This window comes from Schaalia cardiffensis (assembly GCF_016405145.1).
Lineage (GTDB): Bacteria > Actinomycetota > Actinomycetes > Actinomycetales > Actinomycetaceae > Pauljensenia > Pauljensenia cardiffensis.
Window position 1 is genome coordinate 102,171 of record NZ_JAEKIA010000007.1, and the last position, 26,246, is coordinate 128,416.

The window sequence follows — 26,246 nt, forward strand, 5'->3', positions numbered from 1 at the left end:
GGCTCTGGGACCGGGGGTATGTGCCGATCCTGGGTGCTGTGAAACGGAAAGTGAGAGGGGGCGCTGTGCCCAAGGAGTGGAAGAAGCAAAAGACGACCGAGGGCGAGCGTCGAAAGGCCGCGTCAGACGCTAAGAAGACCATCGCCCGAAATAAGAAGGCGCGGCACGACTATCTCATTGAGGAGACCTGGGAGGCGGGAATCGTCCTCACAGGCACCGAGGTGAAAGCACTGCGCATGGGCAGGGCTTCACTGGTTGATGCCTGGGTCGAAGCGAAGAATGGTGAAGCCTGGCTGTATGGGGCGAATATTCCCATGTATGCACAAGGTTCGTGGACGAATCATGCTCCGACTCGTAAACGCAAACTGTTGCTCCACAAGTCCGAGATTCTGCGCATCGAGCAGAAGGTGAGCGCGAAGGGGTACACGGTTGTCCCGCTTGAGCTCTACTTCATCGGCGGACGTGCGAAGATTGAGATCGCCCTGGCGAAGGGCAAACAGGAATGGGATAAGCGCCAGGCCCTGCGCGAGAAGCAAGACAAGCGCGAGGCCGAACGCGCGATGCGCCGCTACACCAAGCGCCCCCAGCGCTGAGGGGAGCGGCGGCGATGACTGGTTGTCTCAGCGGCAGGAAACGATGGCTCGTCCCCTTGTCGCTCGCCGTGTCCTTCGCCGCCAATGATGGGGAGGAGCTCCTCACCCTGGTCCCTTCCCTTCGACGCACATTGGATGCCCTGCCATCATCGATCCCCCTTCCCTCGCGAGTAGGCGCGATTGATCAGGGACATGTGAATGCCGCTATCGTCACGATGGGGGCGCTGTGTGCTGGAGCCGTCGCCAATGGGATACGCACTCGCGGGCGCGGAAGGCTCTACCAGGACTTCCAATGGGTATACGGGCTGCACGGTTTCGGCCACCTCGCTGCGGCGGCCCTGACCAAGGGCTATGCCACGGGAGTGGCGACCTCGCCGACCGTGGTCTTGCCGCAATTCTTCCACGCTCTTCGTTCGCTCGAAGCGGCGGGGGTGCCTCATCGGATGCGTCCGCTGCGCGCCCTTTCTCTCATCGGCGGCTGGCTCGCCCTGTCTCACTTCACCGGTGTCCTGTGGTCGCACGCGCACAGGTGCGATAATGACGAACACAGATCGGGCAGAGAAGACTCAGAACTTGGCGAAGCCTGAAGGGCCGGAATCGGGTTCTTCCGATTCCGGCCCTCATGTTTGTCACTCAAAGGTCACTTCTTCATTGAATCCTTTGAGTCCTCAGACATGGAGCCGCCGTCTTTCATCTTGTCGCCATCCTTCATGCCGTCGCCATCTTTCATCTTGTCGCCGTCCTTCATGGCGTCGCCATCTTTCATCTTGTCGCCGTCCTTCATGGCGTCGCCTGAGCCCGAGTCCTTCATCTGCTGATTCGTCGAAGCCGGGTCCTTCATGGCATCGCCATTGGAGGAATTCGAGCATGCACTCAGACCGAGGGCTGCGACTGAGATGACGAGGGCGGAAGCTGCGAGCTTGGGGAGCATGGGGAAACCTTTCGATGATCAATGATTCTCAACAGCCTTCGAGCGGCTGCCACGAGAGATTCGGAGTCCACAGGGGCTCGGATTGCAACAAGGAGTGTGAGGAAGACCACTTCTTGTGGGTGTGTTGAATCCCATCCGCCAGCGGCTCGGCCTCGAACCAGGGGTGTCGTCGAATGAAAGGTGGACTCGTGCTCAGTGTCGCCCTCATCGGATTGCTCGGCGGATTCATTACGGGAATCTCGCCGTGCATCCTCCCCGTGCTCCCCGTGATCTTCTTATCGGGAGGTGCCCAATCAGCGCGCCCTACGATCCAGATCGCAGGCCCTTTGGCTCCCAAATCTGAACCCCAAAGTGAAGCTTCGAAATGGCGCCCTTACTTGGTGGTCGCGGGACTTGTCGTCTCCTTCACCTTCTTCACTCTTCTTGGATCCGCGCTGCTTTCGCTCCTGCATTTACCGCAGAGCTTCATTCAGTGGACGGGCGTTGTTCTCCTCACTGTGATCGGCATCGGCATGCTGGTCCCACGGGTCATGGAGGTTTTGGAAAAGCCCTTCCTGCGCTTCGGTCGTTCGACAGGACAGAAGAAGCCCTCGAACGGCCTTTTGCTGGGAATCGTCCTCGGCGCGGCCTATGTTCCCTGTGCTGGCCCGGTTCTCGCGGCCGTTTCCGTTGCGGGCACCACTGGAAGGATCGGGCCTGAGACTCTCGTCCTCGCTTTCTCTTTTGCCCTCGGTACCGCGATCCCCTTGCTTTTCTTCGCTCTCGCGGGTCGTCGTCTCACTGAAAGGATCGCAGCTTTCCGCTCCCATCAGCGCCAGATCCGCTCCATCGCAGGCATTGCAATGATCGCGCTGGCTCTCGGCATCGTGACGGGGGCTCCCGCTGCAATCCAACGAGCCCTGCCCGACTACTCTTCGAGCCTCCAGCAACGCACCGACGAAGCTCTCAACGGTTCTTCATCTCGCTGCGTTCCCGGTGCCGAAGGATTGGCGGATTGTGGTCCTCTTCCCAAAGTCGAGGGGATCAAAGGGTGGATCAACACTCCCGATGCTGGGGCGATTGCTCAAGAGGAGATCACTCGGGGAGTGACCCTGATCGACTTTTGGGCGTACTCGTGCATCAACTGTCAACGCTCAGTGCCCGGCATTGAGAAGCTTTACCAGACCTACAAGGATTCCGGTCTGCAGGTCATCGGCGTACACGCCCCCGAATACGCCTTCGAGAAAGTTGCTGAGAATGTTGAAGCAGGAACGAAGAAGCTGGGCATCACTTACCCGGTCGCCCTCGACTCGGACCTGGTGACCTGGACGAACTTCGATAATCACTACTGGCCCGCCCATTACTTGTCGGACGCTTCAGGCACAGTGAGAGCGATCCGTTTCGGCGAAGGAGGGGAGGGTGCAACAGAGAATCAGATCCGAACTCTCCTCAAGGAGGCGGACCCGGATGTGAATCTTCCCGCTCCGGTATTCGCCAAGAATGAGCCGGAAACGAATCTTGCGAATGACCGTACACCTGAAACCTACCTCGGTGCGCTGCGTGCCGAGCGCCACCAGGGAACTCCCTCCGCGAGGGGGCGCCTCCTTGCAGGTGAAGGCGAGTACGCCTTCCCGGACAAACTCGCCACCCACTTCTTCGCCCTTGAAGGCAAATGGAATGTTTCAGGGGAGTCGATCACGCCTTCCGAGGAGGGGGAGGGAGGCAAACTCCGTCTCCATTACAAAGGGAAACGCGTTGACTTGGTGATTTCCGGAAGCGGGGTTCTCACCTGGACACTCGACGGCGAACGCAAGAGCCTCGAGATCGAGGGCGCCCCGAATTCGATGACCCTCGTTGATATGCCCGAGTCGGGCGAGGGGATCCTCGAACTCGAGGTGCCTGCGGGCTTGGCGCTCTACTCCTTCACCTTCGGGTGAAGAAGGAGAAAAATCTCCTCGTCTGTGTGCACGGGGGCGCGCCGCTTAAGATTGGCGCGTGAAGAACCCGGAAACGACGGACGAGGAGCTTCTCGCACTCATCAAGACAGGGGACCGCGATGCATTCGAAGTCCTTTACGGACGATGGGTTTCGCGTCTCCTGGCGCTCGCCGTGTCAATCCTCGTGGATCGAGCACAGGCCGAGGAGATCCTCCAAGAGACACTCCTGGAAGTATGGCGCACAGCGGGCGCATTTGACCCTTCAAAGGGGAGTGCGAGGGCGTGGCTCGTCACCATGACGAGGCGGCGGGCGATCGACAGGGTCCGCAGCTCAGAGGCGGCCCGCAGGCGCGAGGAGCGCAGACCTGATGAGGATCTGCCCTTCGATGTGACTGCAGAAGCCGTCGAGACGTCCATCGTGGCGAAGGAGGTTCGAGATGCTCTCGAAGCCCTTGGAGAGCCGCACAAGACCACAATCGAGCTCGCCTACTTCACGGGGCTCACGCATCGACAGATCGCCGAACAGATGAATACTCCGCTCGGTACTGTGAAAACACGAATCCGCGACGGCGTCGCACGACTGGGAATGATCATGGGAGGTGGGCGATGAACGCCAATCGTCATGAACCCGTCGACCCCGATGAGGTCGAGGGCTTCGAGTGTGAGGCCGTTGACATGGAGCTCGCCGGTATCCTCGGCTCTTCACTCGCTCCGCTTGAGCCTTCTGCCGGTTTCAAAGAGGCTCTCTTCGCGAGGCTCGACGAAGTCGAACAAATCTCAGAAGAGGCTCTGGCCACGGTGTCATCGGATATACGCTCCTCGTCCTCGTCAACGGGAGGAAAGGCTAGGGGCGAACAGGAGCCCCTTGCTCAAGTCCTTCCTCTCCGCAATAGGCTTCGCCCTTGGCTAGTGCGGACCACTGCAGCCGCCGCACTGCTCGTCGTAGGGATCGGGATCGGGCGGGCGAGCGCGATCACTGACATGTCTCAGGAGCACTCTTATGCGATGCTCAACCAGAGTCAGGACGTTGAGCGCTCCACTGACACAATGCCCGATGGGCACATCGCAACCCTCACCTGGTCGAGCGAGATGGGCAAGGCCGCTGTCACCTTGCCTTCCCAGATGAGCGAGGGCATGACAGAGCCGAGTTCGACGAAGGTTTTGCAGGTGTGGGTCCGCGATGCGCAAGGAGTGCGTTCGGCGGGTGTGTATTCGCCGAGCAGAGGGATGGACTTCGCGTTCATTGATCTTATGCCCGAGGACGGCGACGAGATCTTTGTGACGATCGAACCCGCTGGCGGTTCTCAGGCGCCGAGCGGAGAAGCTCTTGTCGCAATGCGCGTGGGCGCCTCCTCCTTCGCGGGCGACGAGGGCGGGACAGAAGACGGGGCCAGGACAGAAGACGGGGACGGAGCAGAAGAGGGAGACACAAGCGGGGCTGTTGAAGGGGCTCAGAAGGGGACGAGGGCGGCCCTGGACTCCTAGAGCCGAGGCGCTGAATGTCTTCAAGCCTCGCGTCCTTTCCCGCTCATTGTTAGTTCTTGATTTTTCCTGACACTGGGGGATACGCTGTAACGTCCGATCATTTCGATGGTCGGTGAGTTGATGAACTCAATAGGGGATGATCGGTTTCGACGGCGGTCGTCGATCGAGGGGAAGCGGGCCGAGAACGCGCGCTCAACTCGCTAACGCTGCGTGCAAACCAATAGGTGCCGAACAGAACCGCACCGACTACGTTCTCGCCGCCTGATTGCCGCGTGAACCTTTAGTCCGTCAGCCCAGGTGGTGCCTCCAGCCTGGTGTCTGGCGTCGTTCAGGAGGCCACTGGGTGCGGACCATGTCGGTGGGTCCGTTCCGACACTCAATCGACTGAGCTTACTGGCAGCAGGCCTGCATGACGTCAGGGGCTGAGAAATAAACAGCAGGATGCGCCCGGAGAAGACCTCGGGGTCGGCCGTCGGACGGGGGTTCGATTCCCCCCATCTCCACTCTAGAAGCCCCAGAACCGCACGGTTCTGGGGCTTTCCCTTGCCAATCCAAGGATTTCAGGCCCCTCGCATCTCGTAGCAGATATCGCACGATGCGCTGGAGTGTTCAGCGAATGATAACCTACACCGCCGATGGGCGGCTTGCCGGTGTCACAGCGGGGCAAGCTCAGCGATACTAGGTGTGATTGGGGAACGCCTCAGGGGAGGGGCAAAGGCCCAGCTCTCGCCCATGTGTGAATATGAGGAGGCCATCGTGCCAGCACCATCGAAGTCGCAGGTCCGCAAAGCGGGGTCAACTCTGCGGGCTTTCACGCAGGGCAAAGTAAGTGAACAAGAGCGTTTGGCTGCGCTTGAGGTGATCGCAGAGTATCGGAGAACATTCGCTGATCCTCTCCTGAAAGTGAACAATGGGCTTCGTAGCTTCCTCGCCACAGAGGGCATTGAGGCGGAGGTGAGTCAGCGTCTCAAGCGAATGGAGACGATCGTTGAGAAGCTCACCTACCGGGAGAAGGGCCTGGATCTGTCACGCATGGGTGACATTGGCGGCTGTCGGATCGTCATCAGTGACAACAACATCCCCAACATTTATCGGATACGGGAGCGAATAGAATATCGTTGGGGCAAGCAGATCGTTCGAGAGTCGGATTATATCAATCATCCTCGCGCTTCTGGGTATCGCGCGGTCCACGTCATCGTCAAACGAGATGAGCGTCTCATTGAAGTGCAGTTGCGCACGCAGAGGATGCATGAGTGGGCTCAACTCGTAGAATCGCTATCGCAGATGACAGGACTGAACTACAAACAAGATGTCGGTGAGTCTGCCGTGCAAGAGTTCGGGAAATGTCTTTCCAGGGTTCATCAGCATATGGATGGGCGCTATGAGCTCGTCGATGAAGATGTCAAGGAGTTCGGTTACTGGCGAAGCAGAGTCCTGGCTATGCTGGGTGGGGGTCAACTGGAGCAGGAGGAACACTGATGACGAAGAACTCTAATGTCATTGAGCACTTCCTCCTCATCTATGACCGTAAGGAAGACAAACTTCTATCGTCTCGCTCGTATGGCACAGATGGAGATGTCGCGGCCCGCGCATACCGGGAGGCTGAGTTGCGCTACCACGATAGGCCCGAAATCGACATTGTCCTCGTCGGGTCTGACTCGCTTGAGACAGTGAAACGAACCCACTCGACATACTTCCGTGGCTTCACCGCGCACGACCTCCAGCAGCTCGTGGATTCTCTCAGCTTCGAGTGAGCAACAGCGCTACTTAAAACCCTCCGTACAACCTCGCCTGGGTCTTCTCCAGAACCTCACGAAGGTCCTTTTTCCTCAGCTCCTCAACAGAGGTGAGGATTCGGTTGAGGGTCTCATCGAGGTCTTCGCCGTGGCGCTCGCCGCTTTTCGCTTCACCCTCCCTCTCCTTCGACGCCCCTGAAACAGCAGGCAGGTCCGTTTCCACAAGGAGGCGTTCTTCGGGCACCTGTCGGATGTAGGCTCGCCCGCGTTTCGACGTGAGCATCGCCGGGTTGATGGAGATATACCCGCCCATGCGGATCAGGCGCGTCAGATCATCACTCGTGCCCGAGAAACGATGGAACACGGGAACGAGCCCACGTCCGAGGGCGTCGGATCCTTCCAGGAGATCGAGGGCGGTGCTGGCGGCTCGAACCGCGTGAATTGAGAGGACATGGGGCAGAGGGCTCGACTTTTGAGTCTCCTCTCCGTGAACGCCCCCGCGAACTGCCGCCTCGCAGCTCATTGTCACAACCTCGGAAAACACCTCGACTTGCAGTTGTGCGGGCACAGCCTTTAATCGCCTGGGCGCGAAATCCAGCCCGACCTCGCCAATGAGGCGAGTCTTTTCAAGGCCGGAGCCGAAGAGTTTGAGCTCTTCGCCGATGTGCGCCTCTTCGATATACCAGGGGTGCAGGCCAAGCGACCACGCCGGCCAGTACACCTCGTCGCCCTCGTCGGCACTTGCGCCTGAGTTGGCGCCCGCATCACGGCGGGCGTTGGCCGCCCATTCCAGGTCCTCGTGGAAGTAAGAGGGTAGGAGCGTTTGGGCGACGAGCCGGAGCCCGCGTTTCGTGCAGGCGCGCAGGAAGGGGAGGCGCTCGCCCTCGTCAATGAAATCGAAATGGTAGTGGGTGTCTAGCCTCGAGAACACGGCGTGCCCCTCCAAGAATCGACGAGGCGCGGGGGTGTGGGCATGGGGCTCAGACCGGCGAGTCTTTTAATGACTTGTCCGGCGAGCATCTGCCCCATGATCGGCGGCATATAGCTCATCGACCCGAGCTTCGCGTTCGCATCCCAGCTCTTCGGGGCGATGAAGCTGGGGTGTGCTTCTTGGGAGCTGAGGACTTCGAGGTCTGCGATCCCCCGGTGGCGGCATTCGCGGCGCATCGCGCGGGCGAGATGGCAGTGGCGTGACTCTTGGACTTCGCAGAAGTGGAGCTGTGTCGGGTCGAATTTGTTGGCCGCGCCCATTGAGGAGATCAGAGGAATCCTCTCCTTCGCGCACCAGCGGGCGATCCCGAGTTTTTGAGTGAGGGTGTCGATGCAGTCGAGAACGTAGTCGGGCCTGGGCAATCGGTCCAGGGTCTGTTCGAGTGTGCGCGAATCCAGGTAGGTCCGTGTCGCGAAGACCGTGCACTCGGGGTTGATATCGGCGACGATCTGGGCCATGACTTCGGCTTTTTCACGTCCGAGGGTCGAGGTGAAGGCGAGTTTTTGTCGATTGATATTCGATTCTTCGATGATGTCGCGGTCGAGGAGGACGAGGGAGCCGATCCCGCCGCGTGCGAGTGCTTCAGCGCAGCTCGAGCCGACGCCGCCCAGGCCGAGGACCATTACTCTCGCCTTTGTCAGCGAGTTCAGGCCTTCGGTGCCGAGGAGGAGTTCGAGTCGGGCGAAGCGTTCGCCGGGCATGGGGCCTCCCTAGTGATTCGGGCTTGGGGGAGCGGGGACGGATGGGGAACATTATTGCTGAGGGCGGGGAGCCGTTTCGAATGCCAAGAGGAGTCGAGTGCTCCGCCTTGACCTTCCTCTCCTTTCCAGGGCAGCAAACAAAGAAATACCCCAGGGGGTATATGCTTCCTATGTTTTTGCTCCTTCAGACCAGGCAATCGCGCCGAGAGGAACCTCAATGACGGCATCTCAACGATCGCTCGCCCACATGCCCGTAACCGTCTTCGCTTCCGTGATGGGGGTGGGTGCCCTCTCCCTCGCATGGAAGAGAGCCGCACACCTATGGGAGCTGCCCACATGGCCCTCCCTCCTCATCCTCGCCATTGCCGCATCCCTCTACGTCCTCGTCCTGTGCGCCTATCTTGCGAAGTGGGCGCTGCACCCCAAGGCGGCGCGGGCCGAACTCTCCCACAAGATGCGCATGCCCTTCGTCCCGACGATCACCATCGCGACCCTTGTTCTGGCAACCGCAGGCGCGGATGTCGCCCCCGGCCTGGCCAGCATCATGTGGTGGGTGGGCGCACTCGGGCACCTGCTCGCCACGGCCCTCGTCCTCACAGCATGGTCGATGCGCCCCGACATCACGAGCACGAACATTACTCCTGCGTGGTTGATCCCCATCGTCGGCAATGTCATCACCCCACTGGCAGCCCCGCAGATCGGCAATATGGACCTCGCGTGGTTCTCCTTCGGCGTCGGAATGGTCTTCTGGGGTGTTTTCCTTACCCTCATCATTGAGCGTCTCCTCATGCACGATAAGGGCATCCCCGCCAAGCTCATGCCGACCTACGCGATCATGGTCGCCCCGCCCGCCGTCGCCCTGGTCGCATGGTCGCGCCTGGGACACGAATCCGACGACGCCCTGAGCCGCATTCTCTTGTCGATCGCCTGGATGTTCGCCCTGCTCATCGGCTTCCAAGCGAAGAAGCTCCTTGAGATCCCCTTCGCCCTGCCCTACCTCGCCTACACCTTCCCCGTGGCCGCCCTCGCCGTCGCCTCCCTCGTGAGTGCCGAAGCTCTGCCCGGAGCCCTCTATCAGTGGCTCGCCCTCATCGCTCTTGCGGTTGCGAGCATCGCCATTCCGATCATCCTTGTCGGCGTGCTGGTGCTCACCTTCAAAGGCCGGATCTTCGAAGCCGAGTAGCGCCCCACCCGCGCCTCAACTCATACCCGGCCTCGCCTCAACTCACACCGAGGCGAGCAGGCACACCGTGACGAGCAAGCTCCAGACCATCTCCCCAAGACCAATCCTCATGGGAGTAAGAGCAAAGCCCCGCCGCTGCAACAGCGGCATCGCCCCCGCCCGAAGAGTCAGTGCGACCCACACAATCACGAGGACGAGGACGACGCTGCCCTTCATGAAAGCGATGGCAACGCCAATGAAGGACACGAGATGCCAGAGGATCGATCCAATGATCCAACGCATCTCCTTGCGGCCACGGATCAGGGAGCGCACCAGCGGAATCGTGCCAATGAAGTAGGCGCCGAGGATCGTGCCAAGAACCCACGCTTGAGTCAGATCGGGGGAAAGAGGGGCGATGAGGCCGCGTGCGGCTGCGACCGGAGTCATGAGCGCCGCCGCACCCACACTCGTCACCCGCGTGAGGATCGCCCGTTCCTTCCCGCGCACTACCTCAATCAAAGCGATGAGGGCGAGGGGCGCGAAATACGGGGCCCAAGCCAAGAATCCGGGCTGTACGACAAGGAGCGGAACACCGAAAAGAACGGTGAGGCCACACCAGGAGGCAAGGGCAGGACGCACAGCGCCCCGCCTGCGCTTGGGGCTCTTCCAATACAGTTCGAGGGCGTGGAAGGCGCCGAAAGCACTGAGCCAGGCGCTCATGAGGAGCAGATGAATGGGATGGGGTCCAGCTGCTCCGATCCCGAGCAGGGGAGGCAGAATCGCCATCGGCCAGGCGCCGTGCTGATCGGGGATCCAGCCCTTCTTCGTCAATGTGCGCCTCCGGCTGCGGGCCTTGCGGGCGGCGGGGGAAGAGGACGAAGAAACAGAAGGAATCGTCATAGTGATGACTCTACGTGGATGCGGGTGCGCGCTTGAAAGATGCGTCCGATGCGCGATAAAGGACTGGTCGCCCCGAAGAGCCCATGTGAGAATCGAACAATGACCATTGACCAGAACACGACGACTCTGTCCGCTTCAAGCGATTCGTCCTCGAAACGCGAGGACCGCTCGGCGAAAATCGCCGTCACTGTCTTCCCTTTGATCATCCTGGGGGCCCTCATCGGGGGGCTCCTCTTCCCCGCCCAGACCGCACCGCTCGTCAAGGGCGTGAACTATGCACTCATGGTCATTATGTTCGGCATGGGGCTGACTCTCACGCCCCCGGATTTTGGTGTGATCGCCCGTCGCCCCTGGCCGATTTTTGTGGGCGTCCTCGCGCAATACATCATCATGCCCCTCGCCGCTCTTGCCGTGACCTGGGCGTTCCGCTTGGACCCGGCGCTCGCGGTCGGTGTGATCCTCGTGGGCTGCGCTCCCGGTGGAACCGCTTCGAATGTGGTCGCCTACCTCGCGAAGGGCGATGTCGCCCTCTCGGTTGCGATGACTGCAGTGTCGACCCTGCTCTCGCCCCTCGTCACCCCGATCCTCACGAAGTACCTCGCCGGACAGTACATGCCGGTCGATGCGGTGGCGATGGCGAAGTCCATCATGATGATCGTCTTCATCCCGGTCGTCCTCGGCCTGCTGTTGCGCAGCTTCCTCCCCAAGCTCGTCGAAGTGATCCTCCCGGCCCTGCCGTGGATCTCCGTTTTCGGTATCTCCTATGCGGTGATCGCCCTAGTGGGTGCTTCATCTACGCGAATCCTCAGCGCTGGCCTCGTCGTCCTCGCGGTTGTCATTGTGCACAACGGCCTGGGCCTGGCTCTCGGCTACTTCGCTGCGAAGGGCCTCAAGGTCGGGGAGAAAGCCGCTCGTACAACCGCCATCGAGGTCGGCATGCAAAACTCCGGCCTCGCTGCGACCCTGGGTGCCACCTACTTCACTCCCGAGGCGGCAGTCCCGGGCGCGGTCTTCTCCGTGTGGCACAACGTCTCCGGTTCGGCCCTCGCGGCCTTCTTCCAACGCCGTTCGATCACCGACTGAAATTCTCAGGGAATTCCTAGCTTCAATCGATGGTCCTTGAAGGAGGGGCCATTAACTTTATTCCCATCACAAAGGAATACGGCGAACGGCCCACAAGGGGGCGTCAACGCCGAGGGATAGTTTTTGAGGAGACTCTTCGGAAGAACTCGCACTGTGTTGATGGGATGCATTCAGGGGCAGGCCACAAGGCCTGCCCCTGAATGTGTAAAGCGCGAGTTCAGTCGACTTGATCCATCTTGCGCGCCCACGCGGTACGGATCGGATTCGCATCGGCGACGAGCTGTGTGAAGCGTTCATCCGCGATGTCGATCACCTCGCCCAAAGCGAATCGGGCTTCACGGGCCTTCGAGGTCTCGACGCGCTTCCATGCGGAGGCGATGAGGTGTTCACGGTCGGCAAGGTTCGTGACGCATACGACGAGGGGACGGTGGAATTTCTCGCGATACGCCGCTGAAGCGGCTGTGAGATCCTCAAGCTCCTTGTCGTCGAATTCACCGAGTCCAAGGGCGGCAGTGTCCTGGTTCGCGCGCTCATCGCCCTTGCCCGCGGCAAGCTCGGCAATATCGGAGTAAGCGGCGATGAGGGCTTCCTGCTCTTCGAGCGAGGCGACGAGCACCTCGTCCTCAAAAGCGCGGCGAAGCTCAGTGGCATCCGCGAAGGGGCGCTGCTCCCAGGCGCGCTCCACGGGCCAGGTCGCGCCCTCGTACATCCCGGAGAAAGCCTGGATGAAGACATCGCGCTCCATGGCGTTGACCTCGTCAATGGACACGGCGCGACCGTCGACGAGCGCAACATCAGGGCCCTGCTGCTTGCCGAGGTGGAAGAACAAGAGGTTGAGGATGAAGGCGCTCAGAGCACCGATCGTGACGCCCGAGCCGAAGATGATTTGCAGCCAGGAGGGAACCATGGTCGCGATCTCAGGCTTGAGGGTGACGAGCATCGCGAGGCCCACGGAAGTCGAAACGATCACGGCGTTACGGTTGTCGCGCATATCCACTTTGCCGAGGGTTTGAATGCCGACGACCGCGACATTCGCGAACATCGCGAGGGAGGCGCCGCCGATCACGGGAGCGGGGATCGAGGCGACGATCGCACCGGCTTTCGGGAGCAGACCGAGGATAATCATGATGACTCCGGCCGCGGTGACGACCCAACGGGACTTGACTCGGGTGAGGCGCACGAGCCCGACGTTTTGCGCGAAACAGGTGTAGGGGAAGGAGTTGAGGACACCGCCCAGGAGGGTGGACAGGCCGTCCGCGCGAAGGGCCCTGGCCACGTGTTCCGGGGTGATGCGCTTGCCGACGACCTCCCCGGTGGCGAAGACATCGCCAGTGGTTTCAACAGCGGTGACGGCCATGACGATGAGCATTGAGATGATCGCCGCGACTGAGAACTTCGGCAGGCCGAAGAAGAAGGGGGAGGTGATGCCGACCCATGAGGACTGCGCGACATTACTGAAGGACGCATCCTTGAGGATGAAAGCGATGATCGTCATGACGACAAGGCCGAGGAGGACGGAGATCGTCGACATGAAGCCTTTGAAGATCTTCTGGATCGCGACGATGATCGCGAGGGTCCCCATTGCGTAGGCGAGGCCCTTCAAGGTCAGGGCCCCAAGGTCGGCGCCCTCGGGTGCGTAGCTCGCGAGGGAGACGATGTCGCCCGCAGACACTGCGATCAGGGTGATGCCCATGACCGTGAGGAGAGTGCCGGTGACGACCGGTGGGAAGAAACGCAAAAGCTTTGCGAAATAGGGGGCGATGAGGAAGGTTGCGAGACCAGCGGCGATGATTGAGCCGTACATGGTGGCAAGGCCGGTCTTCGGGTCGGCCCCCGCGGGGGTCGCTCCGATTCCGATCGCGATGAGAGGGGAGACTGCGGTGAAGGTGACTCCCTGGATGAGGGGGAGCTTCACGCCGATCTTCGGGCCCAGGCCCGCGGACTGGATGATCGTCGCGATACCACAGGTGAAAAGATCGGCGTTGATGAGGTGCACAAGGGTCTGCTCATCGAGGCCGAGGGCGGATGCGATGACGAGGGGAACGACGACGGCGCCCGCGTAGAAGGCGAGAACATGCTGGATACCGAGGATGGCGAGCTTGCCGGCGGGGGGCACCTGATCGACGGGATGACGGTGGTCGGGGGTGGTGGCCCCCGCGCTTCGTCCAAGAGCCATGAGATCTCCTGAAAGAGGTTGTGATGGGCACCTCAATCGTCTCCCCTTTGGACTGAAGATCTGTAATCGGGTGATGCATCTCGCAAAGAGTGCTCCGAAGAGCGGGGAGAAGGGGCGAAAAATCGTGAGATATCGGGAAAAACGCGCCCAGAACCTGACAATCCCGCGATGTTTTCGTAGTGTGTCCCTCGATGGCCGTCATAGTGATGGCTTTGTACGAAGGAATGAGGTTCCTCCATGTCCGTGAATCGCACTGAGCTTGTGGCCCAGATCGCTGAGCGCGCCAATCTGACCAAGGTTGAGGCGGATGCCGCCCTCGGCGCTTTCCAGGATGTTCTCGTCGAGTCCCTCGCCAAGGGTGAGGCCGTCAAGGTCACTGGTCTGTTCTCCGTCGAGCGCGTCGAGCGTGCCGCCCGCACCGGCCGCAACCCCCGCACCCGCGAAGAGATCCAGATCCCCGCGGGCTTCGGCGTGAAGCTCTCCGCAGGCTCCACCCTCAAGAAGGCCGTCGCCAAGAAGTGAATCGGCTCTGAGGCTTGAAGATCCGGGGGTGGACACTGAGCCCACCCCCGGATTCTTGTGTGCGAGGAAGACGCTCATGCTTCGGCCTACAATGGGGAGCATGCCTGACGCCCTCGATGAACCGACCCGACCGGGAGCCCCGACCTCCCCCGCAGGGCCCTCGACCCACTCCTCGACGGGACTGCTTGAACGGACCGAGGTCGAAAAAGAGAAAGCCCCGGGCGATGGTGACCGCTTCGCCCATTTCGTGCGCCGCGATAAGGCCAATTCTTCGATGGTGACGGGCCAACCGGTCGTCGCCTTGTGTGGAAAAGTGTGGATCCCCTCGCGGGATGCCTCGAAATATCCGGTGTGCCCGACGTGTAAGGAACTGCGGGATTCAATGGGACGCAATGGTCGCAACTGGCCCTTCTCGGATGGGGGATCGGGCAAGGGATCTTCGGGAGGCTCTGGACAGTGACTGCAGCGCAGGATCGACACTTCCCATCCCGCGCTTCCACAGCTCACCACCTGTCGCTCTCGTCCTCAAAGCGTGCCAGACGAGGCGCCGAGGGCGCTTTGCGCGCCTGGCAGGCTGCGGCTTTGCGTCAGTACATGAGCCAAGAGCCGCGTGATTTCCTTGCGGTCGCGACCCCCGGAGCGGGGAAGACAACTTTCGCTTTGAGGATCGCGCTTGAACTCATGGGCGCGGGGATCGTGGACAAGCTCACGGTCGTGTGTCCGACAGAGCATTTGAAGGGCCAGTGGGCGGATGCCGCAGCCCGGGTCGGCATTCACATCGACCCGGCCTTTACAAACTCTCAGGGCCGAGCCGGTTCCCACTACGACGGGGTTGCCGTCACATATGCGCAGGTCGCGGCGAATCCTCCGGTGCATGCGGCCAGGACCCGCGCCTATCCGACCCTCGTCATCCTCGACGAAATCCACCATGCGGGAGATGCCCTGTCCTGGGGTGATGGTGTGCGCGAGGCATTCACTGACGCCAAGCGCCGCCTGGCCCTGACGGGCACCCCCTTCCGCTCGGACACTTCGCCGATCCCCTTCGTCCGCTACGAGGAAGATGCTGATGGGATCCGCCGCTCGAAGGCGGACTTCACTTACGGATACGGCGACGCCCTACGAGAGAGCGTCGTCCGTCCGGTGCTCTTCATGTCGTATTCGGGGCAGATGTCCTGGCGGACGAGCTCGGGCGATGAGATGAGCGCCCGCTTGGGTGAGCCCCTCACCAAGGACATGATGAAGCAGGCGTGGAGGACCGCCCTCGACCCGAAAGGCGAGTGGATCCCGGCGGTTTTGCGTGCCGCCGATCTGCGCCTCGAGGAGGTGCGTCGACAGGTCCCGGACGCTGGCGGCTTGGTCATCGCATCGGATCAGACTCAGGCCCGCGCCTACGCCCGTCATCTGCGCGACATCACGGGACGTTCGGCGACGGTGGTTCTTTCCGATGACGCCGACGCTTCAGACCGCATTGATGCTTTCCGTGAAGGCGATGACAAGTGGATGGTCGCGGTCCGCATGGTGTCCGAGGGCGTGGACGTTCCGCGCCTGTGTGTGGGTGTGTATGCGACGAACACGTCGACTTCTTTGTTCTTCGCACAGGCGGTCGGTCGTTTTGTTCGTGTGCGTCGGCGCGGGGAGACTGCGACGGTGTTCATCCCCTCCGTCCTTCCCCTTTTGGATCTCGCCGGCCAGATGGAGCTCGAACGCGACCATGCTCTCGACCGGCCCAAGCCCGAGGGTGAGGATTCCATGTGGAATCCAGAAGATGCGATGGTGGCGGAGGCGAATCGTGAGGAGAAGGCTTCAGGTGAACTCCTCAAAGGCTTCGAAGTTCTCGGAGCGGACGCTGAGTTTGACGGGGTCCTCTTCGATGGGGCCGCCTGGGGCCAGGGCGCCGAGGTCGGCTCCGAAGAAGAGCAGGAGTACTTGGGCATCCCCGGGCTCTTGGATGCGGAACAGGTGACGACGCTGCTCAGGGCCCGCCAGGCCGAACAGGCGGCCTCTGCCCGCAAACAGAAGTCTGCGGCCCGTCAACGTGAAGCGAATTCAGGTATTTCCGATCACCGGGTCCGTGCGGCGAAGCGCAAAGAGCTTCAACACCTCGTGGCCTCCTGGTCGCGCCGCTCCGGTGACACTCACGCCATGGTGCACTCCCAGCTTCGGAACCGATGTGGGGGCCCCGAGATCGCGCAGGCCACCACTGAGCAGATCGAAGCGCGTATCGCTTTGCTGCGTCAGTGGTTCGTTGGCCGTAAATAGCGCGTCTTAGAGCGTGATGTAGCGGGTCGGGATTGCTGCATCTCCTTCGGAGAGCCTCCACGCCTGGTAGGGGAGCTCATTGCGTGAACGCACGTGGTGTGCCTGGGCTTTCTCCAAAGCGTCGGGGCCCCACAGTTCGGAGTGGATTTCACCGCCCGTGATGAGGGGGATCTGGAGGGGACGGGCGCCGATCTTCGCGAACTCCTTAGTGGCCGCCTCTTGAGAGTCGGTGACGATGAGGACCTCTTCGGCCGCGTAGCCTTCCTCGTCGAGGACACGGCCCGCGAACTTGCGTCCGCCGACGGTCGACTTCGATTCGGATTTCTTCGCGACGGGAATCTGGGCGCCGCTCGCATCCTCCCTTTGGACGAGCTTGTACACGAGGGCGGCGGTCGGCACACCCGATCCGGTGACGAGCTTCGTGCCGACCCCGTAGGAGTTGATCGGAGCGGCGCCGAGGGCAGCGATCGCGTACTCGTCGAGGTCGTTGGTCACGGTGATCTTCGTGCTCGTCGCCCCCAGGGCGTCGAGCTGACCGCGGACCTTGAAGGCCGAAGCGACGAGGTCTCCTGAGTCGAGGCGGACCGCGCCGAGCTCGCCCCCGGCTGCGCGCGCGGCTTCGACGGCGTTGATGACCCCCTGTTCGACGTCGTAGGTGTCGACGAGCAGGGTCGTATCCGGGCCGAGCAATGCGATCTGAGCGTCGAAGGCTTCGCGTTCGGAATCGTGGAGCAGAGTGAAGGAGTGGGCGGCAGTGCCGATGGCGCGCAGGCCGTAGCGTTTCGAGGCTTCCAGGTCGGAGGTTCCGGCGAAACCACCGATGATGGCGGCGCGAGCGGCGGAGACGGCGGCGCGCTCATGACCGCGCCGCGCCCCCATGTCCATGCAGGGGCGCCCATGGGCGGCGATCGTCATGCGCGAGGCTGCCGATGCGATCGCACAATCGTAGTTGAGGATCGACAAGAGCAGGGTCTCAAGCATTGTGCATTCGGCGAAGGTGCCGCGTACGGTCAGGAGGGGGGAGCCGGGGAAATAGCATTCGCCTTCCGCGTAGCCGAGCATATCTCCTGAGAAACGGAAATCTTTGAGATAGTCGAGGGCATCATCGGAGACGATTTTGTGTTCGTGGAGCCAATCGATTTGTTCGGGTTCGAATTCGAAACGCTCGAGGGCTTCGAGGATACGACCAATACCTGCGACGACACCGAAACGACGGGTGGCGGGAAGACGGCGTCCGAAGACTTCGAAGGTGGATGTCCTCCAAGCGGTCCCGGCTTTGAGGGCGGCGTCGAACATGGTGAGTTCGTACATGTCGGTGAGCAATGATGTGGAGATTGAAGCTGGCATATGCTCACGGTATCGCGATCGGGCGCGCTTGAAGTGGCGAAACTTCAGCGATCGTGAGATTCCTTGCCTAGTCTGGAACGTATGTCGAGTGTGACGATGATCCCGAAGGAGGATACGAGGACGATTCCCGCCCTGTCCGCCTCGTGGCACACCGTCGTCTGGGATGACCCGATCAACCTCATGGGCTATGTGACGAGCGTGTTTCAGCGACACTTCGGTTATTCGAGTGAAAAGGCGACGCGCCTCATGCTGGAGGTTCACGAGCGGGGTCGCGCCGTGGTGTCCACGGGAATGCGCGAGCGCATGGAGGCCGATGTCGTTGCCATGCACGGCTATGGTCTGCGCGCAACATTGGAAGCGGAAAGATGATCGGGATAATTCGGCGATGATTGGTCGTTTCAGATACGAGGACGGGGCGTATTGCGCGTGTATTGAGCCTCCATATTCGACCTTGATCGTTCGCCTCATGCGTGAGATCCTCGTCGTCCTTGATGAGCCTGCGGAGATGAATTCCTTCCTTTTGGCGGCAACGGATTTGGAGACGGGGCGAGAGGCCCCCGAAGAGCGCGCCTTGGAGTATTTACTTCCCGCGATGAGTCTGGATCCTGAGGATGCTTCGAGTTTGCGGGCTTTGACGGAGGATTTCCTTCGGGCGGAGAAGTCCTCACGCCTTCGCCAGGTCGCGGGAAGGATTGAACGCGCTGAGCGCAGTGAGTGCGCGGAGCTCGTGATCCCAGCCGATGAGGTGTGGGAGTGGCTTGCGGCGCTCAATGATGTTCGTCTCGGCTTGGCGGGGGAGTTGAAGCTCGAAACGGATGCGGATGTCGCAAGAATTGAGGAATTGGCTGGCCGCGCGCTTGATGGCAGCCGCGAGCAGGCGGCCTCGGTGTTCTATCTGATTCTCACCTGGTGGCAGGATTCACTGATTTCGGCGCTGAATTCTTCGGGGGTGCACGGCTAGGGTCGGGAAGCATGGAGAATGCGCCGATCGGTATTTTCGACTCCGGGCTCGGGGGTCTTACGGTTGCGCGCGCCATCATGGATAAACTCCCAGATGAGCAGATCCTCTATCTGGGGGATACGGCTCATACGCCTTATGGTCCAAGGCCGATCGCGGAGGTGCGCCGCTACACCCTCGCCTGCTTGGACGAGTTGGCCTCGCGCGGAGTGAAAGCCCTGGTCATCGCTTGCAATACTGCGACTGCGGCGGCCCTTTCGGATGCCCGCGAGAGGTATTGGATCGACGCGCACATCCCGGTGATCGAGGTCATCACCCCTGCTGCACGTCAGGCGGTCGCCACGACTCACAACCACAGGATCGGCGTGATCGGCACTTTCGCAACGATCCAATCCGAGGCGTATAAGAACGCTCTCGGCGCGGTTCCCGGGCTGACTGTCGTCCAGCAGGCGTGCCCGAGATTCGTTGAATTCGTTGAACGCGGAATCACCATGGGAGCTGAACTCGAAGCAGTGGCCCGCGAATACTTGCAGCCCTTGAAAGAGGCAGAGGTCGACACCTTGATCCTCGGGTGCACGCATTATCCGCTGCTCACCGGTGTGATCGGCCGGATCATGGGGGAGAGGGTCTCCCTCGTCACCTCTTCTGAGGCGACCGCGAATGTCGCCTACAACGAATTGATCGACCGGGGCCTCTTGCACGCCCCCTGGGCCCCAGGTCAAGGGCCCTCCCACGAGTTCCTCACCACCGGGGAGTCGGAGAACTTCCCGCGTTTGGCGCGCCGTTTCCTCGGTCCCGAGGTTGCTCGCGTTCAGGAGATCAGCGTCGACGCGGGGGCGCGAGCCTGATGCGCCTGACGATCATTGGAGCGACGGGGTCGATGTCGGGCCCCGTATCTCCGGCATCCTGCTATCTCGTCCAATGCCCTGGGCTTGATCCTCTTACCGGTGAGCTTCGGACCTGGTCGATCGTCCTGGAAATGGGGCCCGGTTCCTTCGGGGCCTTGTGGCGTCATATCGACCCTCGGCTGATCGACGCCCTTGTCCTTTCGCATACTCATGCCGATCACATGGGCGACATCATCTCTTTGCAGGTGTTCCGCCGTTGGGGGCCGGGCTCTGATCTTGAGCCGCTGCCTTTGGCGGGCCCGGTGGGTACTTTGGAGAGGATTCGCCAGATCGATGGGACGCGCCTGCCCGACACTTACGAGGGTGAGTTCGACATTCGCACTGTTCGTGCGGGGCAGAGTTATCGCATCGGACCGATGACTCTCACTCCCTTCCCGGGAATCCACACGGTGGAGTCTTTTGGGACGCGCATCGTGGGGCCTTCGGATTCTTCCCCTTCGGAGACCGTGTCGATGTTCTTCACCGGCGACACGGATGAGGCTCCGGCGATCCTCGAGGGGGCTCGGGGCGTGGATCTTTTACTCACGGAGGTCGGCTTCACCCGTGCGGATACGGTTCGTGGTATTCACATGGATGGTGTGCGCGCGGGCCGTTTGGCAGCGAGGGCCGGAGTTGCTCACCTTGTCGCGACGCATATTCAGCCGTGGACGGATCTGAAGGTCGTCGAAGCTGAATTGCGTGAGCACTGGGCCGGTCCCCTCGATTTTGCGATGTCTCAAAAGGTTTTCACAGTCGGACAGTGACTTCCTCCCAGCCAGGAGCGAGTGCGAACGGCTCTTCAGCCGGTGGCCTTGCGCCAGTCCTCGTGGTGTTGGGCGACCCAGGCGAATAATGCGGTGAGGACCTGTCCGGTTGCGCTGTTCTCCCGGTCCTCACCCTTGCGATGTCGCACGAGGATCCTTCTGAATCCGAATCCCGGGAGCCGGGTGATGCGCATGCCGTCCAGGGGGATTCCTCGTACCGCCATCGAAGGCAGAATTGTGGAGCCGCATCCGGCTCTGACGAGGGCGTGGGCGGCCTCGTAGTTGATGTATTCGTAGGGCACCCAATGCGCCTGGGGGATCGAGGAGGCGATCCTTTGCATCGCGTGATAGCCGATTGTCTGGGGGGCGAGCCGGAGCCACTGGACTTTCGCGAGATCGCGTTCGGTTTGCACGCGCGGGGCGTTCTCGGGGCTGAGGAGTACCCAGGGTTCGTCGATGAACGCGGTATCGGAAAAGCCCGTGGGTGGTGTGCCGGGCGCAGTGTCGCGTTCGAGCATGAGCAGGTCGATGCGGCCCGCTCTCAGGTCACCCATGCCATCGGCCTCATCTGTCTCTTTGATGTGCACTTCAACGCCGGGCAGGGTCGTGGAGAGTTCAGCGGTGAGGGGCAGGAGGACGGAGCGGATCACTGTTTGGAATGCGCCGATCCCGAGGGTGCCGGTGACTGCGCCACTCATGGGGCGAAGATCGTGGGCGATTTCGCTCAGCTCGTTTTCGATCCTTTGTGCACCGGCGACGAGGATGTGACCGGCGGGGGTGATGCGGGCGCCTTGAGGGGTGCGCTCCACGAGGGGCAGGCCGACTTCCTCTTCGAGTTTGCGGATCTGCTGGGAGACGGCCGAGGGGGTGAGGCCGAGGACATCGGCGGCGGCGACGACACCGCCGTGGCGGTGGACGGCGAGGAGGTGGGAGAGTCGGCGAGGATCGATGAGCACGGCGTTTCCTCAGTGAAGAAAAACTGAATCTTCATTGAAGAGTAATGCAATTGTGCTATAGGCGAGGGTAGTTCACACTGGAAGAGTCGCAGGCGGCGCACAGTGGGGCGCGCCGCGAACGCCTGCTGCGACACCCATGCACACTCAGGAGAATCCGATGTCGGCCACCATTCGTCGTCTCTTCGCCCGCCTTCACGCCTCCCTCACAAGAGAACGCCGCCAGCCCAGCGACGCCGTGCAGTTCTGCATGGACCGGCCCATCTACGGGGCCCTCGTCGCCCGCTGAAAGCAAGGAGAGCCCCACAGGGGAGCAGAGCCCCACAGGGGAGCTCACTTGCCTTTCAAGACCTCAATGATCGCCGGGAGCAGGGCGCGGAAGGCCTTGCCCCGGTGGCTGATCGCGTTCTTCTCCTCGGGACTGAGTTCAGCGCTCGTGCGCGAGTAGCCCTCGGGGACGAAGATCGGATCGTAGCCGAAACCGCCTTCGCCGCGGCGCTCTCTTATGAGGGTGCCCCGCACCTCGCCGCGTTCGACGAACTCACGCCCATCGGGCAGCACGAGAGCCGCAGCGGACACGAAAGCTGCGCCTCGATGCGCCGCGGGAACGTCCGCGAGCTGTGCGAGCAGCAGATCCAGGTTCGCCGCATCATCCCCATGAGCACCGCACCAACGCGCCGAGAAGATCCCAGGCGCTCCGCCCATGATGTCAACGCAGATCCCCGAGTCGTCGGCGAGCGCGGGCAGGCCTGTGAATTCAACGAGGGCGCGCGCTTTGATCAGCGAGTTCTCCTCGAAAGTGGCGCCATCCTCAAGGGGAGCGGGCGCATTGAAATCGGACATGCGCGCGATCGTTCCGGGCGCGTAGCCCTGCCACGCGGGGGCGAGAATCGCTTCGAGTTCGCTGATCTTGTGTGCATTCCCGGTCGCAAATACGAGGCGCGGTTTCAGACAGGACCGGGCCGAGTCCTCGCTCATCAGAGGGTGACCTTCTCCCCTGCGGGCGCCTGGAGGCAACGCTTTTGAAGATCTGCGAGCTGGGCGTTGCCGATCGAGGCGTAATCGAGGAGCTCAGCGAGCTCATCTCGGTTGAAGGGGGCATGTTCGGCCGTGCCCTGAACCTCGATGAAGTCGCCCGAACCGGTCTGGACGATGTTCATATCGGTCTGGGCCCGCACATCCTCCTCATAAGGAAGGTCGAGCATGACGGTGCCTTCGACAATGCCGACGGAGATCGCGGAAACGGAATCAGTGAGGACCTTGAGTCCCGGCTTCGCCGTGATGATCCCCTTCTCGCTGCCCCAGCGCACGGCCTCGGCGAGGGCGACATAGGCGCCGGTCACGGAAGCGGTGCGGGTGCCTCCGTCTGCGCGCAACACATCACAGTCGAGGACGATCGTGTTCTCGCCGAGCGCGGACACGTCGATGATCGCTCGAAGGGAACGGCCGATGAGTCGGGAGATCTCCTGGGTGCGTCCCGAGACCTTGCCCTTGATGGATTCGCGCTGGGAGCGTTCGGAGGTGGCGCGCGGGAGCATCGCATATTCGGCGGTCACCCAGCCTTCCCCGCTTCCCTTGCGCCAGCGCGGCACGCCCTCGGTGAGGGAGGCGACGCACAGGACGCGGGTGTTCCCGAACTCGACGAGGACGGATCCCTCTCCGGTGCCGGACCATCCGCGAGTCAAGGAAATGGGGCGGAGCTGATCGAATTCGCGCCCATCGGCGCGCTGAACTGTGGAAGTCATGGCCACCAGAGTAGCCGAGGGGGATAGCGTGGACGCATGAGTCTCTTCTTGCCCCTCGCCCGTGGAAGCGTCGATCCGATGGTGGCCTCGCGCGAGGGTTTCGACGCTCGAAGGGCCCTGGAGGAAGGGGCCGGAGTGTTCGCCGCAACAGATCGGGGTGCAATCCTCACCTGCGCCGATGGACCCGACTCTTCTGCTTTGCGTCTTATGCGCCTCGACTCGCGCCTCGCCCTTGAACTCATCGACGAGGGCGTGGGCGTGTATTTCCTGGGCCGATCGAGTGCGGGCGAAGTGGGGATTGGCCTGGGTCTGTCGACTGTGGGCACCCACGAGCGGGTGGGAGAACTCGCATCTCTTATGAGCGGGGAGCCCGCTTACTGGAGGCACCTGCGCTCTGCGGGGCATTGTCTATTGGGGGATGATCCGGCTTTCGCCCTGCCTTTGGTTTCCCTTGCCGCATGGCATGCGAGAGCAGGTTTTTGTGCGCGCTGCGGCCAGCCGGTCCGCTCGATTCAGGCGGGCTGGGCGAGCGAATGCTCGGGCTGCCACCACATTGAGTATCCGCGTCAGGACCCGGCAATCATCGTGCGTGTGGAAGACCGGGAAGGAAGGGTCCTTCTCGCGCATAACGCCGCGTGGCCCGAGGCTAGGCATTCCCTCATCGCGGGCTTTGTGGAGGGCGGGGAGACCCCCGAGAATGCTGTGATCCGCGAGGTCGAAGAAGAGGTCGGCTTGGAAGTCATGGCGCCCGAGTATCGTGCGACCCAGCCTTGGCCCTTCCCGCGTTCACAGATGATGGGATTCGTCGCGCAGCTCAGATCTGATGCTCCCCGCGAGCCCGAACCGGATGGCGTGGAGATCGATCAGGCTCGCTTCTACTCGCGTGAAGAGTTCGCTGCGGCGCTCCTATCGGGGCAGATCAGCGCCCCGGGGCCCGCATCAATCGCGCACGCGCTCCTCGTCGAATGGTTCGGCGGCCCCCTCCCGGCCTCGCCGATCGACGCCGGGCTGCGCTTATCGACCGGCGGGCTGCGCTCATCCACCGGCTGGTAGCGCCAGGATCGAAGATGAGGGCGGGTCGTGGGATGATCCGATCATGACGATTCTTCAGCCCGATGCACTGCTCGACGCTCTCGACCCCGATCAGCGGGCAGTCGCGCGCCAGGTCACGGGCCCCCTCGCCGTCCTCGCGGGCGCAGGAACGGGGAAGACCCGCGCGATCACCTACCGCATCGCCTACGGGAGCGCGATCGGCGCGTACCCGCCCGATTCCGTGCTCGCCGTGACTTTCACGCGCCGCGCCGCCTATGAGATGCGCCATCGTCTCGCCCAGCTCGGCGTCCCCCGCGCCCAGGCCCGCACCTTCCATTCGGCGGCCCTGCGGCAGCTTCAGCATTTCTGGCCGACGGTCATTGGCGGGCCCTTGCCGCAGATCGTGCCCCACAAGGCCTCTCTCGTCTCCTCGGCGGCTGCGCGCCTGGGGGTCGCCGCCGATAAGACCATGGTGCGTGACCTCGCCGCGGAAGTAGAGTGGGCGAAAGTCTCAATGGTCGATTCAGAGCATTATCTTGAGCGCGTGCGCTCCGGCCATGAGCCACCTGCAGGCATGAGCGGCGATGACATGGCCCGACTTCTCGAGGTGTACGAGGACGCGAAAGCAGAGCGCGGCGTCATTGATTTCGAGGATGTCCTCGTGATGACCTGCGCAATGCTGCAGGAACGTTCGGATGTCGCGGCGAAGGTGCGTTCGCAGTACCGGCATTTCGTCGTTGACGAGTTCCAGGACGTTTCGCTCCTGCAGCGCCGACTCCTCGACCTGTGGCTGGGGGATCGCCATGACGTGTGCGTCGTCGGCGACGTTGCGCAGACGATCTACTCCTTCGCGGGCGCAGATCCTCGCCATCTCGTGGATTTCCCGAAGGCGCATAAGGGCGCGAGGGTCCTTGAACTGACGCGCGACTATCGTTCCACCCCGCAGATCGTGTCGATCGCGAACCGCTTGATGGCGGACGCGGGGCCTTCATCGGGGGCGGTGCGCTTGAAGTCCCAACGCCCCAGCGGGGCAGCCGTATCCTTCTCGACCTATGCGAGTGAGCGCGCCGAGGCTGAGGGCGTGGCAGATAAGATCGAAGCACTCATCACAGCAGGAACACAGCCCCATTCGATCGCGGTCCTGTTCCGCACGAACGGCCAGTCTCAGATTTTCGAGGAAGTCCTCGCCTCCCGGCGCATCCCTCTCGCCCTGAGGGGGACTGTCCCATTCTTCCAGCGCGAGGATGTGCGAAACGCCCTTCGCGTCTTATCGACTGCCGCCCATTTTCCGGTCAGTGAGGGTAGCGAGCTCGTCTCCCAGGTGAGTGCGCATTTGGAAGCTGTTGGGTGGAGTGATGAAGCCCCGAGCGGAGGGGCTGCGCAGGAGCGCTGGTCGAATCTGCGCGCAATCGTCTCCTGGGCCGAAGAATCGCAGGCCGAGGATCTTGCCGGCTTCATGGCCGAGCTTGAGGAGCGTGCCCAGTACCAGGTCGAACCCGATCAGCAGGGGGTGGAACTCGCAACCCTTCATGCGGCGAAGGGCTTGGAATGGGATGCGGTGTTCCTCGTGGGAGCCTCCGAGGGCTTGATCCCGATCTCCTATGCGAAGACCCCTGCAGCTCGGGAGGAAGAACGACGCCTCCTGTACGTCGGCATCACACGAGCACGGAACCTCCTCGACATTTCTTGGGCGAAGTCCAAAGGGCAGAACTCGCGCAGCGCGAACACCCGCACGAAACTACTCGAGGGCATATGGCCGAAGGAAAGTACTCGCCGATCCGCTCCCGCCCATGCCAGGGTGCCCGCGAAGGAGGCGGCCCGCCACTTCGAGGAGAACGCTTCTGCAGAAGAGCTCGCCCTCTTCGAATCGCTCAAGGCCTGGCGCAAGAAAGTCGCGGCCTTAGCGGGTCGTCCACCGTACGCGGTCTTCACGGATCAGACTCTTCGCGATATCGCACTGTCTCAGCCCGGCTCACGCGGGGAACTACTCGCAGTGAAGGGCATCGGCGAGGTCAAGGCAGAAATGTTCGGAGAAGCGGTTCTCGCCCTGGTCAGGGGCGAGGATGTTGAAGTCGGCCTCGACTAGGAGTTTGTGCCCGAGGCGG

28 protein-coding genes and 1 other RNA gene are annotated in these 26,246 nt (G+C 62.0%); 20 read left to right on the forward strand and 9 right to left on the reverse strand.

Going from position 1 to position 26,246, the window contains the following annotated elements; genetic code table 11:
* The first annotated feature begins 65 nt into the window (after positions 1–65).
* Positions 66–593 (forward strand): SsrA-binding protein SmpB, encoded by a 528-nt coding sequence (smpB, locus tag JFX23_RS05665; RefSeq protein WP_198776091.1) that lies wholly within the window; start codon positions 66–68, stop codon positions 591–593.
* Positions 594–607: 14 nt separating this feature from the next.
* Positions 608–1,180 carry an HXXEE domain-containing protein gene (locus tag JFX23_RS05670; RefSeq protein WP_198776092.1) on the forward strand — a complete coding sequence of 191 codons (573 nt, stop codon included), beginning with the start codon at positions 608–610 and terminating at the stop codon, positions 1,178–1,180.
* 53 nt (positions 1,181–1,233) lie between these two features.
* Here the strand turns inward: JFX23_RS05670 and JFX23_RS05675 are convergent, their stop codons facing one another.
* The gene (locus JFX23_RS05675; RefSeq protein WP_198776093.1) at positions 1,234–1,524 is read right to left on the reverse strand and encodes a hypothetical protein; all 291 of its coding nucleotides are present in this window, start codon (positions 1,522–1,524) and stop codon (positions 1,234–1,236) included.
* 173 nt (positions 1,525–1,697) lie between these two features.
* Between JFX23_RS05675 and JFX23_RS05680 the strand changes: the two genes are divergently transcribed.
* The 6 genes from JFX23_RS05680 (at position 1,698) to JFX23_RS05705 (ending at position 6,679) form a co-directional block, all read left to right on the forward strand.
* On the forward strand, positions 1,698–3,440 hold the full coding sequence (locus tag JFX23_RS05680; RefSeq protein ID WP_198776094.1) for a cytochrome c biogenesis protein CcdA: 1,743 nt from the start codon (positions 1,698–1,700) through the stop codon (positions 3,438–3,440).
* 58 nt (positions 3,441–3,498) lie between these two features.
* Complete coding sequence (locus JFX23_RS05685; RefSeq protein ID WP_198776095.1) at positions 3,499–4,050, forward strand: sigma-70 family RNA polymerase sigma factor; 552 nt, start codon at positions 3,499–3,501, stop codon at positions 4,048–4,050.
* The gene (locus tag JFX23_RS05690; RefSeq protein WP_233050613.1) at positions 4,047–4,925 is read left to right on the forward strand and encodes an anti-sigma factor; all 879 of its coding nucleotides are present in this window, start codon (positions 4,047–4,049) and stop codon (positions 4,923–4,925) included. Before JFX23_RS05685 ends, JFX23_RS05690 begins: the two co-directional genes overlap by 4 nt.
* A gap of 132 nt (positions 4,926–5,057) precedes the next feature.
* Positions 5,058–5,431, forward strand: a transfer-messenger RNA (tmRNA) gene (ssrA, locus tag JFX23_RS05695).
* 250 nt (positions 5,432–5,681) lie between these two features.
* On the forward strand, positions 5,682–6,404 hold the full coding sequence (locus tag JFX23_RS05700; RefSeq protein WP_198776096.1) for a RelA/SpoT domain-containing protein: 723 nt from the start codon (positions 5,682–5,684) through the stop codon (positions 6,402–6,404).
* Positions 6,404–6,679, forward strand: coding sequence for a hypothetical protein (locus tag JFX23_RS05705; RefSeq protein ID WP_040314412.1), 276 nt, complete (start codon positions 6,404–6,406; stop codon positions 6,677–6,679). The genes JFX23_RS05700 and JFX23_RS05705 overlap by 1 nt, the downstream gene beginning before the upstream one ends.
* Before the next feature lie 13 nt (positions 6,680–6,692).
* On the opposite strand, the gene JFX23_RS05710 is transcribed toward JFX23_RS05705, so the two are convergent.
* On the reverse strand, positions 6,693–7,592 hold the full coding sequence (locus JFX23_RS05710; protein WP_198776097.1) for a TatD family hydrolase: 900 nt from the start codon (positions 7,590–7,592) through the stop codon (positions 6,693–6,695).
* Positions 7,577–8,353: a tRNA threonylcarbamoyladenosine dehydratase gene (locus JFX23_RS05715; RefSeq protein WP_198776098.1), complete on the reverse strand. Its 777-nt coding sequence runs from the start codon at positions 8,351–8,353 to the stop codon at positions 7,577–7,579. Before JFX23_RS05715 ends, JFX23_RS05710 begins: the two co-directional genes overlap by 16 nt.
* Before the next feature lie 217 nt (positions 8,354–8,570).
* Between JFX23_RS05715 and JFX23_RS05720 the strand changes: the two genes are divergently transcribed.
* Entirely contained in the window at positions 8,571–9,536 is a 966-nt protein-coding gene (locus tag JFX23_RS05720) for an SLAC1 anion channel family protein (RefSeq protein ID WP_198776099.1), read from the forward strand.
* A 42-nt stretch (positions 9,537–9,578) separates the two neighbouring features.
* Here the strand turns inward: JFX23_RS05720 and JFX23_RS05725 are convergent, their stop codons facing one another.
* Positions 9,579–10,415 carry a YwiC-like family protein gene (locus JFX23_RS05725; protein WP_198776100.1) on the reverse strand — a complete coding sequence of 279 codons (837 nt, stop codon included), beginning with the start codon at positions 10,413–10,415 and terminating at the stop codon, positions 9,579–9,581.
* A 99-nt stretch (positions 10,416–10,514) separates the two neighbouring features.
* On the opposite strand from JFX23_RS05725, the gene JFX23_RS05730 reads away from it, so the two are divergent.
* Positions 10,515–11,498, forward strand: coding sequence for a bile acid:sodium symporter family protein (locus JFX23_RS05730; RefSeq protein ID WP_198776101.1), 984 nt, complete (start codon positions 10,515–10,517; stop codon positions 11,496–11,498).
* Between the two features lie 217 nt (positions 11,499–11,715).
* On the opposite strand, the gene JFX23_RS05735 is transcribed toward JFX23_RS05730, so the two are convergent.
* Positions 11,716–13,674: a solute carrier family 23 protein gene (locus JFX23_RS05735; RefSeq protein WP_198776102.1), complete on the reverse strand. Its 1,959-nt coding sequence runs from the start codon at positions 13,672–13,674 to the stop codon at positions 11,716–11,718.
* Between the two features lie 237 nt (positions 13,675–13,911).
* Between JFX23_RS05735 and JFX23_RS05740 the strand changes: the two genes are divergently transcribed.
* The 3 genes from JFX23_RS05740 (at position 13,912) to JFX23_RS05750 (ending at position 16,455) form a co-directional block, all read left to right on the forward strand.
* Positions 13,912–14,196, forward strand: a complete 285-nt coding sequence (locus JFX23_RS05740) for an HU family DNA-binding protein (RefSeq protein WP_005964774.1) — start codon at positions 13,912–13,914, stop codon at positions 14,194–14,196.
* A gap of 100 nt (positions 14,197–14,296) precedes the next feature.
* Positions 14,297–14,656 (forward strand): DUF3039 domain-containing protein, encoded by a 360-nt coding sequence (locus JFX23_RS05745; protein WP_198776103.1) that lies wholly within the window; start codon positions 14,297–14,299, stop codon positions 14,654–14,656.
* Positions 14,657–14,706: 50 nt separating this feature from the next.
* The gene (locus tag JFX23_RS05750; RefSeq protein ID WP_198776130.1) at positions 14,707–16,455 is read left to right on the forward strand and encodes a DEAD/DEAH box helicase; all 1,749 of its coding nucleotides are present in this window, start codon (positions 14,707–14,709) and stop codon (positions 16,453–16,455) included.
* Positions 16,456–16,461: 6 nt separating this feature from the next.
* Here the strand turns inward: JFX23_RS05750 and JFX23_RS05755 are convergent, their stop codons facing one another.
* Positions 16,462–17,802, reverse strand: coding sequence for a nicotinate phosphoribosyltransferase (locus tag JFX23_RS05755; RefSeq protein WP_198776104.1), 1,341 nt, complete (start codon positions 17,800–17,802; stop codon positions 16,462–16,464).
* A 96-nt stretch (positions 17,803–17,898) separates the two neighbouring features.
* Between JFX23_RS05755 and clpS the strand changes: the two genes are divergently transcribed.
* From clpS to JFX23_RS05775, 4 genes are read left to right on the forward strand one after another with little or no spacing between them, the layout of a single operon-like run.
* Positions 17,899–18,171 carry an ATP-dependent Clp protease adapter ClpS gene (gene clpS / locus JFX23_RS05760; RefSeq protein WP_233050626.1) on the forward strand — a complete coding sequence of 91 codons (273 nt, stop codon included), beginning with the start codon at positions 17,899–17,901 and terminating at the stop codon, positions 18,169–18,171.
* A gap of 16 nt (positions 18,172–18,187) precedes the next feature.
* Positions 18,188–18,763 carry a DUF2017 family protein gene (locus tag JFX23_RS05765; protein WP_198776106.1) on the forward strand — a complete coding sequence of 192 codons (576 nt, stop codon included), beginning with the start codon at positions 18,188–18,190 and terminating at the stop codon, positions 18,761–18,763.
* 11 nt (positions 18,764–18,774) lie between these two features.
* Positions 18,775–19,608: a glutamate racemase gene (murI, locus tag JFX23_RS05770; RefSeq protein WP_198776107.1), complete on the forward strand. Its 834-nt coding sequence runs from the start codon at positions 18,775–18,777 to the stop codon at positions 19,606–19,608.
* Positions 19,608–20,411, forward strand: a complete 804-nt coding sequence (locus JFX23_RS05775) for an MBL fold metallo-hydrolase (protein ID WP_198776108.1) — start codon at positions 19,608–19,610, stop codon at positions 20,409–20,411. The genes murI and JFX23_RS05775 overlap by 1 nt, the downstream gene beginning before the upstream one ends.
* 35 nt (positions 20,412–20,446) lie before the next feature.
* Here JFX23_RS05775 and JFX23_RS05780 read toward each other — a convergent pair whose 3' ends face one another.
* Positions 20,447–21,367: a LysR family transcriptional regulator gene (locus tag JFX23_RS05780; RefSeq protein WP_198776109.1), complete on the reverse strand. Its 921-nt coding sequence runs from the start codon at positions 21,365–21,367 to the stop codon at positions 20,447–20,449.
* A 157-nt stretch (positions 21,368–21,524) separates the two neighbouring features.
* On the opposite strand from JFX23_RS05780, the gene JFX23_RS05785 reads away from it, so the two are divergent.
* Complete coding sequence (locus JFX23_RS05785) at positions 21,525–21,653, forward strand: histidine kinase (protein WP_233050615.1); 129 nt, start codon at positions 21,525–21,527, stop codon at positions 21,651–21,653.
* Positions 21,654–21,697: 44 nt separating this feature from the next.
* On the opposite strand, the gene rdgB is transcribed toward JFX23_RS05785, so the two are convergent.
* Positions 21,698–22,342 carry an RdgB/HAM1 family non-canonical purine NTP pyrophosphatase gene (gene rdgB, locus JFX23_RS05790; RefSeq protein ID WP_198776111.1) on the reverse strand — a complete coding sequence of 215 codons (645 nt, stop codon included), beginning with the start codon at positions 22,340–22,342 and terminating at the stop codon, positions 21,698–21,700.
* On the reverse strand, positions 22,342–23,109 hold the full coding sequence (rph, locus tag JFX23_RS05795; protein ID WP_198776112.1) for a ribonuclease PH: 768 nt from the start codon (positions 23,107–23,109) through the stop codon (positions 22,342–22,344). The genes rdgB and rph overlap by 1 nt, the downstream gene beginning before the upstream one ends.
* A gap of 36 nt (positions 23,110–23,145) precedes the next feature.
* Here rph and nudC point away from each other — a divergent pair, with 36 nt between their 5' ends.
* A complete protein-coding gene (gene nudC / locus JFX23_RS05800; RefSeq protein ID WP_198776113.1) occupies positions 23,146–24,162 on the forward strand; it encodes an NAD(+) diphosphatase in 1,017 nt (338 codons plus the stop codon).
* A gap of 43 nt (positions 24,163–24,205) precedes the next feature.
* Entirely contained in the window at positions 24,206–26,227 is a 2,022-nt protein-coding gene (locus JFX23_RS05805; RefSeq protein ID WP_198776114.1) for an ATP-dependent DNA helicase UvrD2, read from the forward strand.
* Positions 26,228–26,246: the final 19 nt, after the last annotated feature.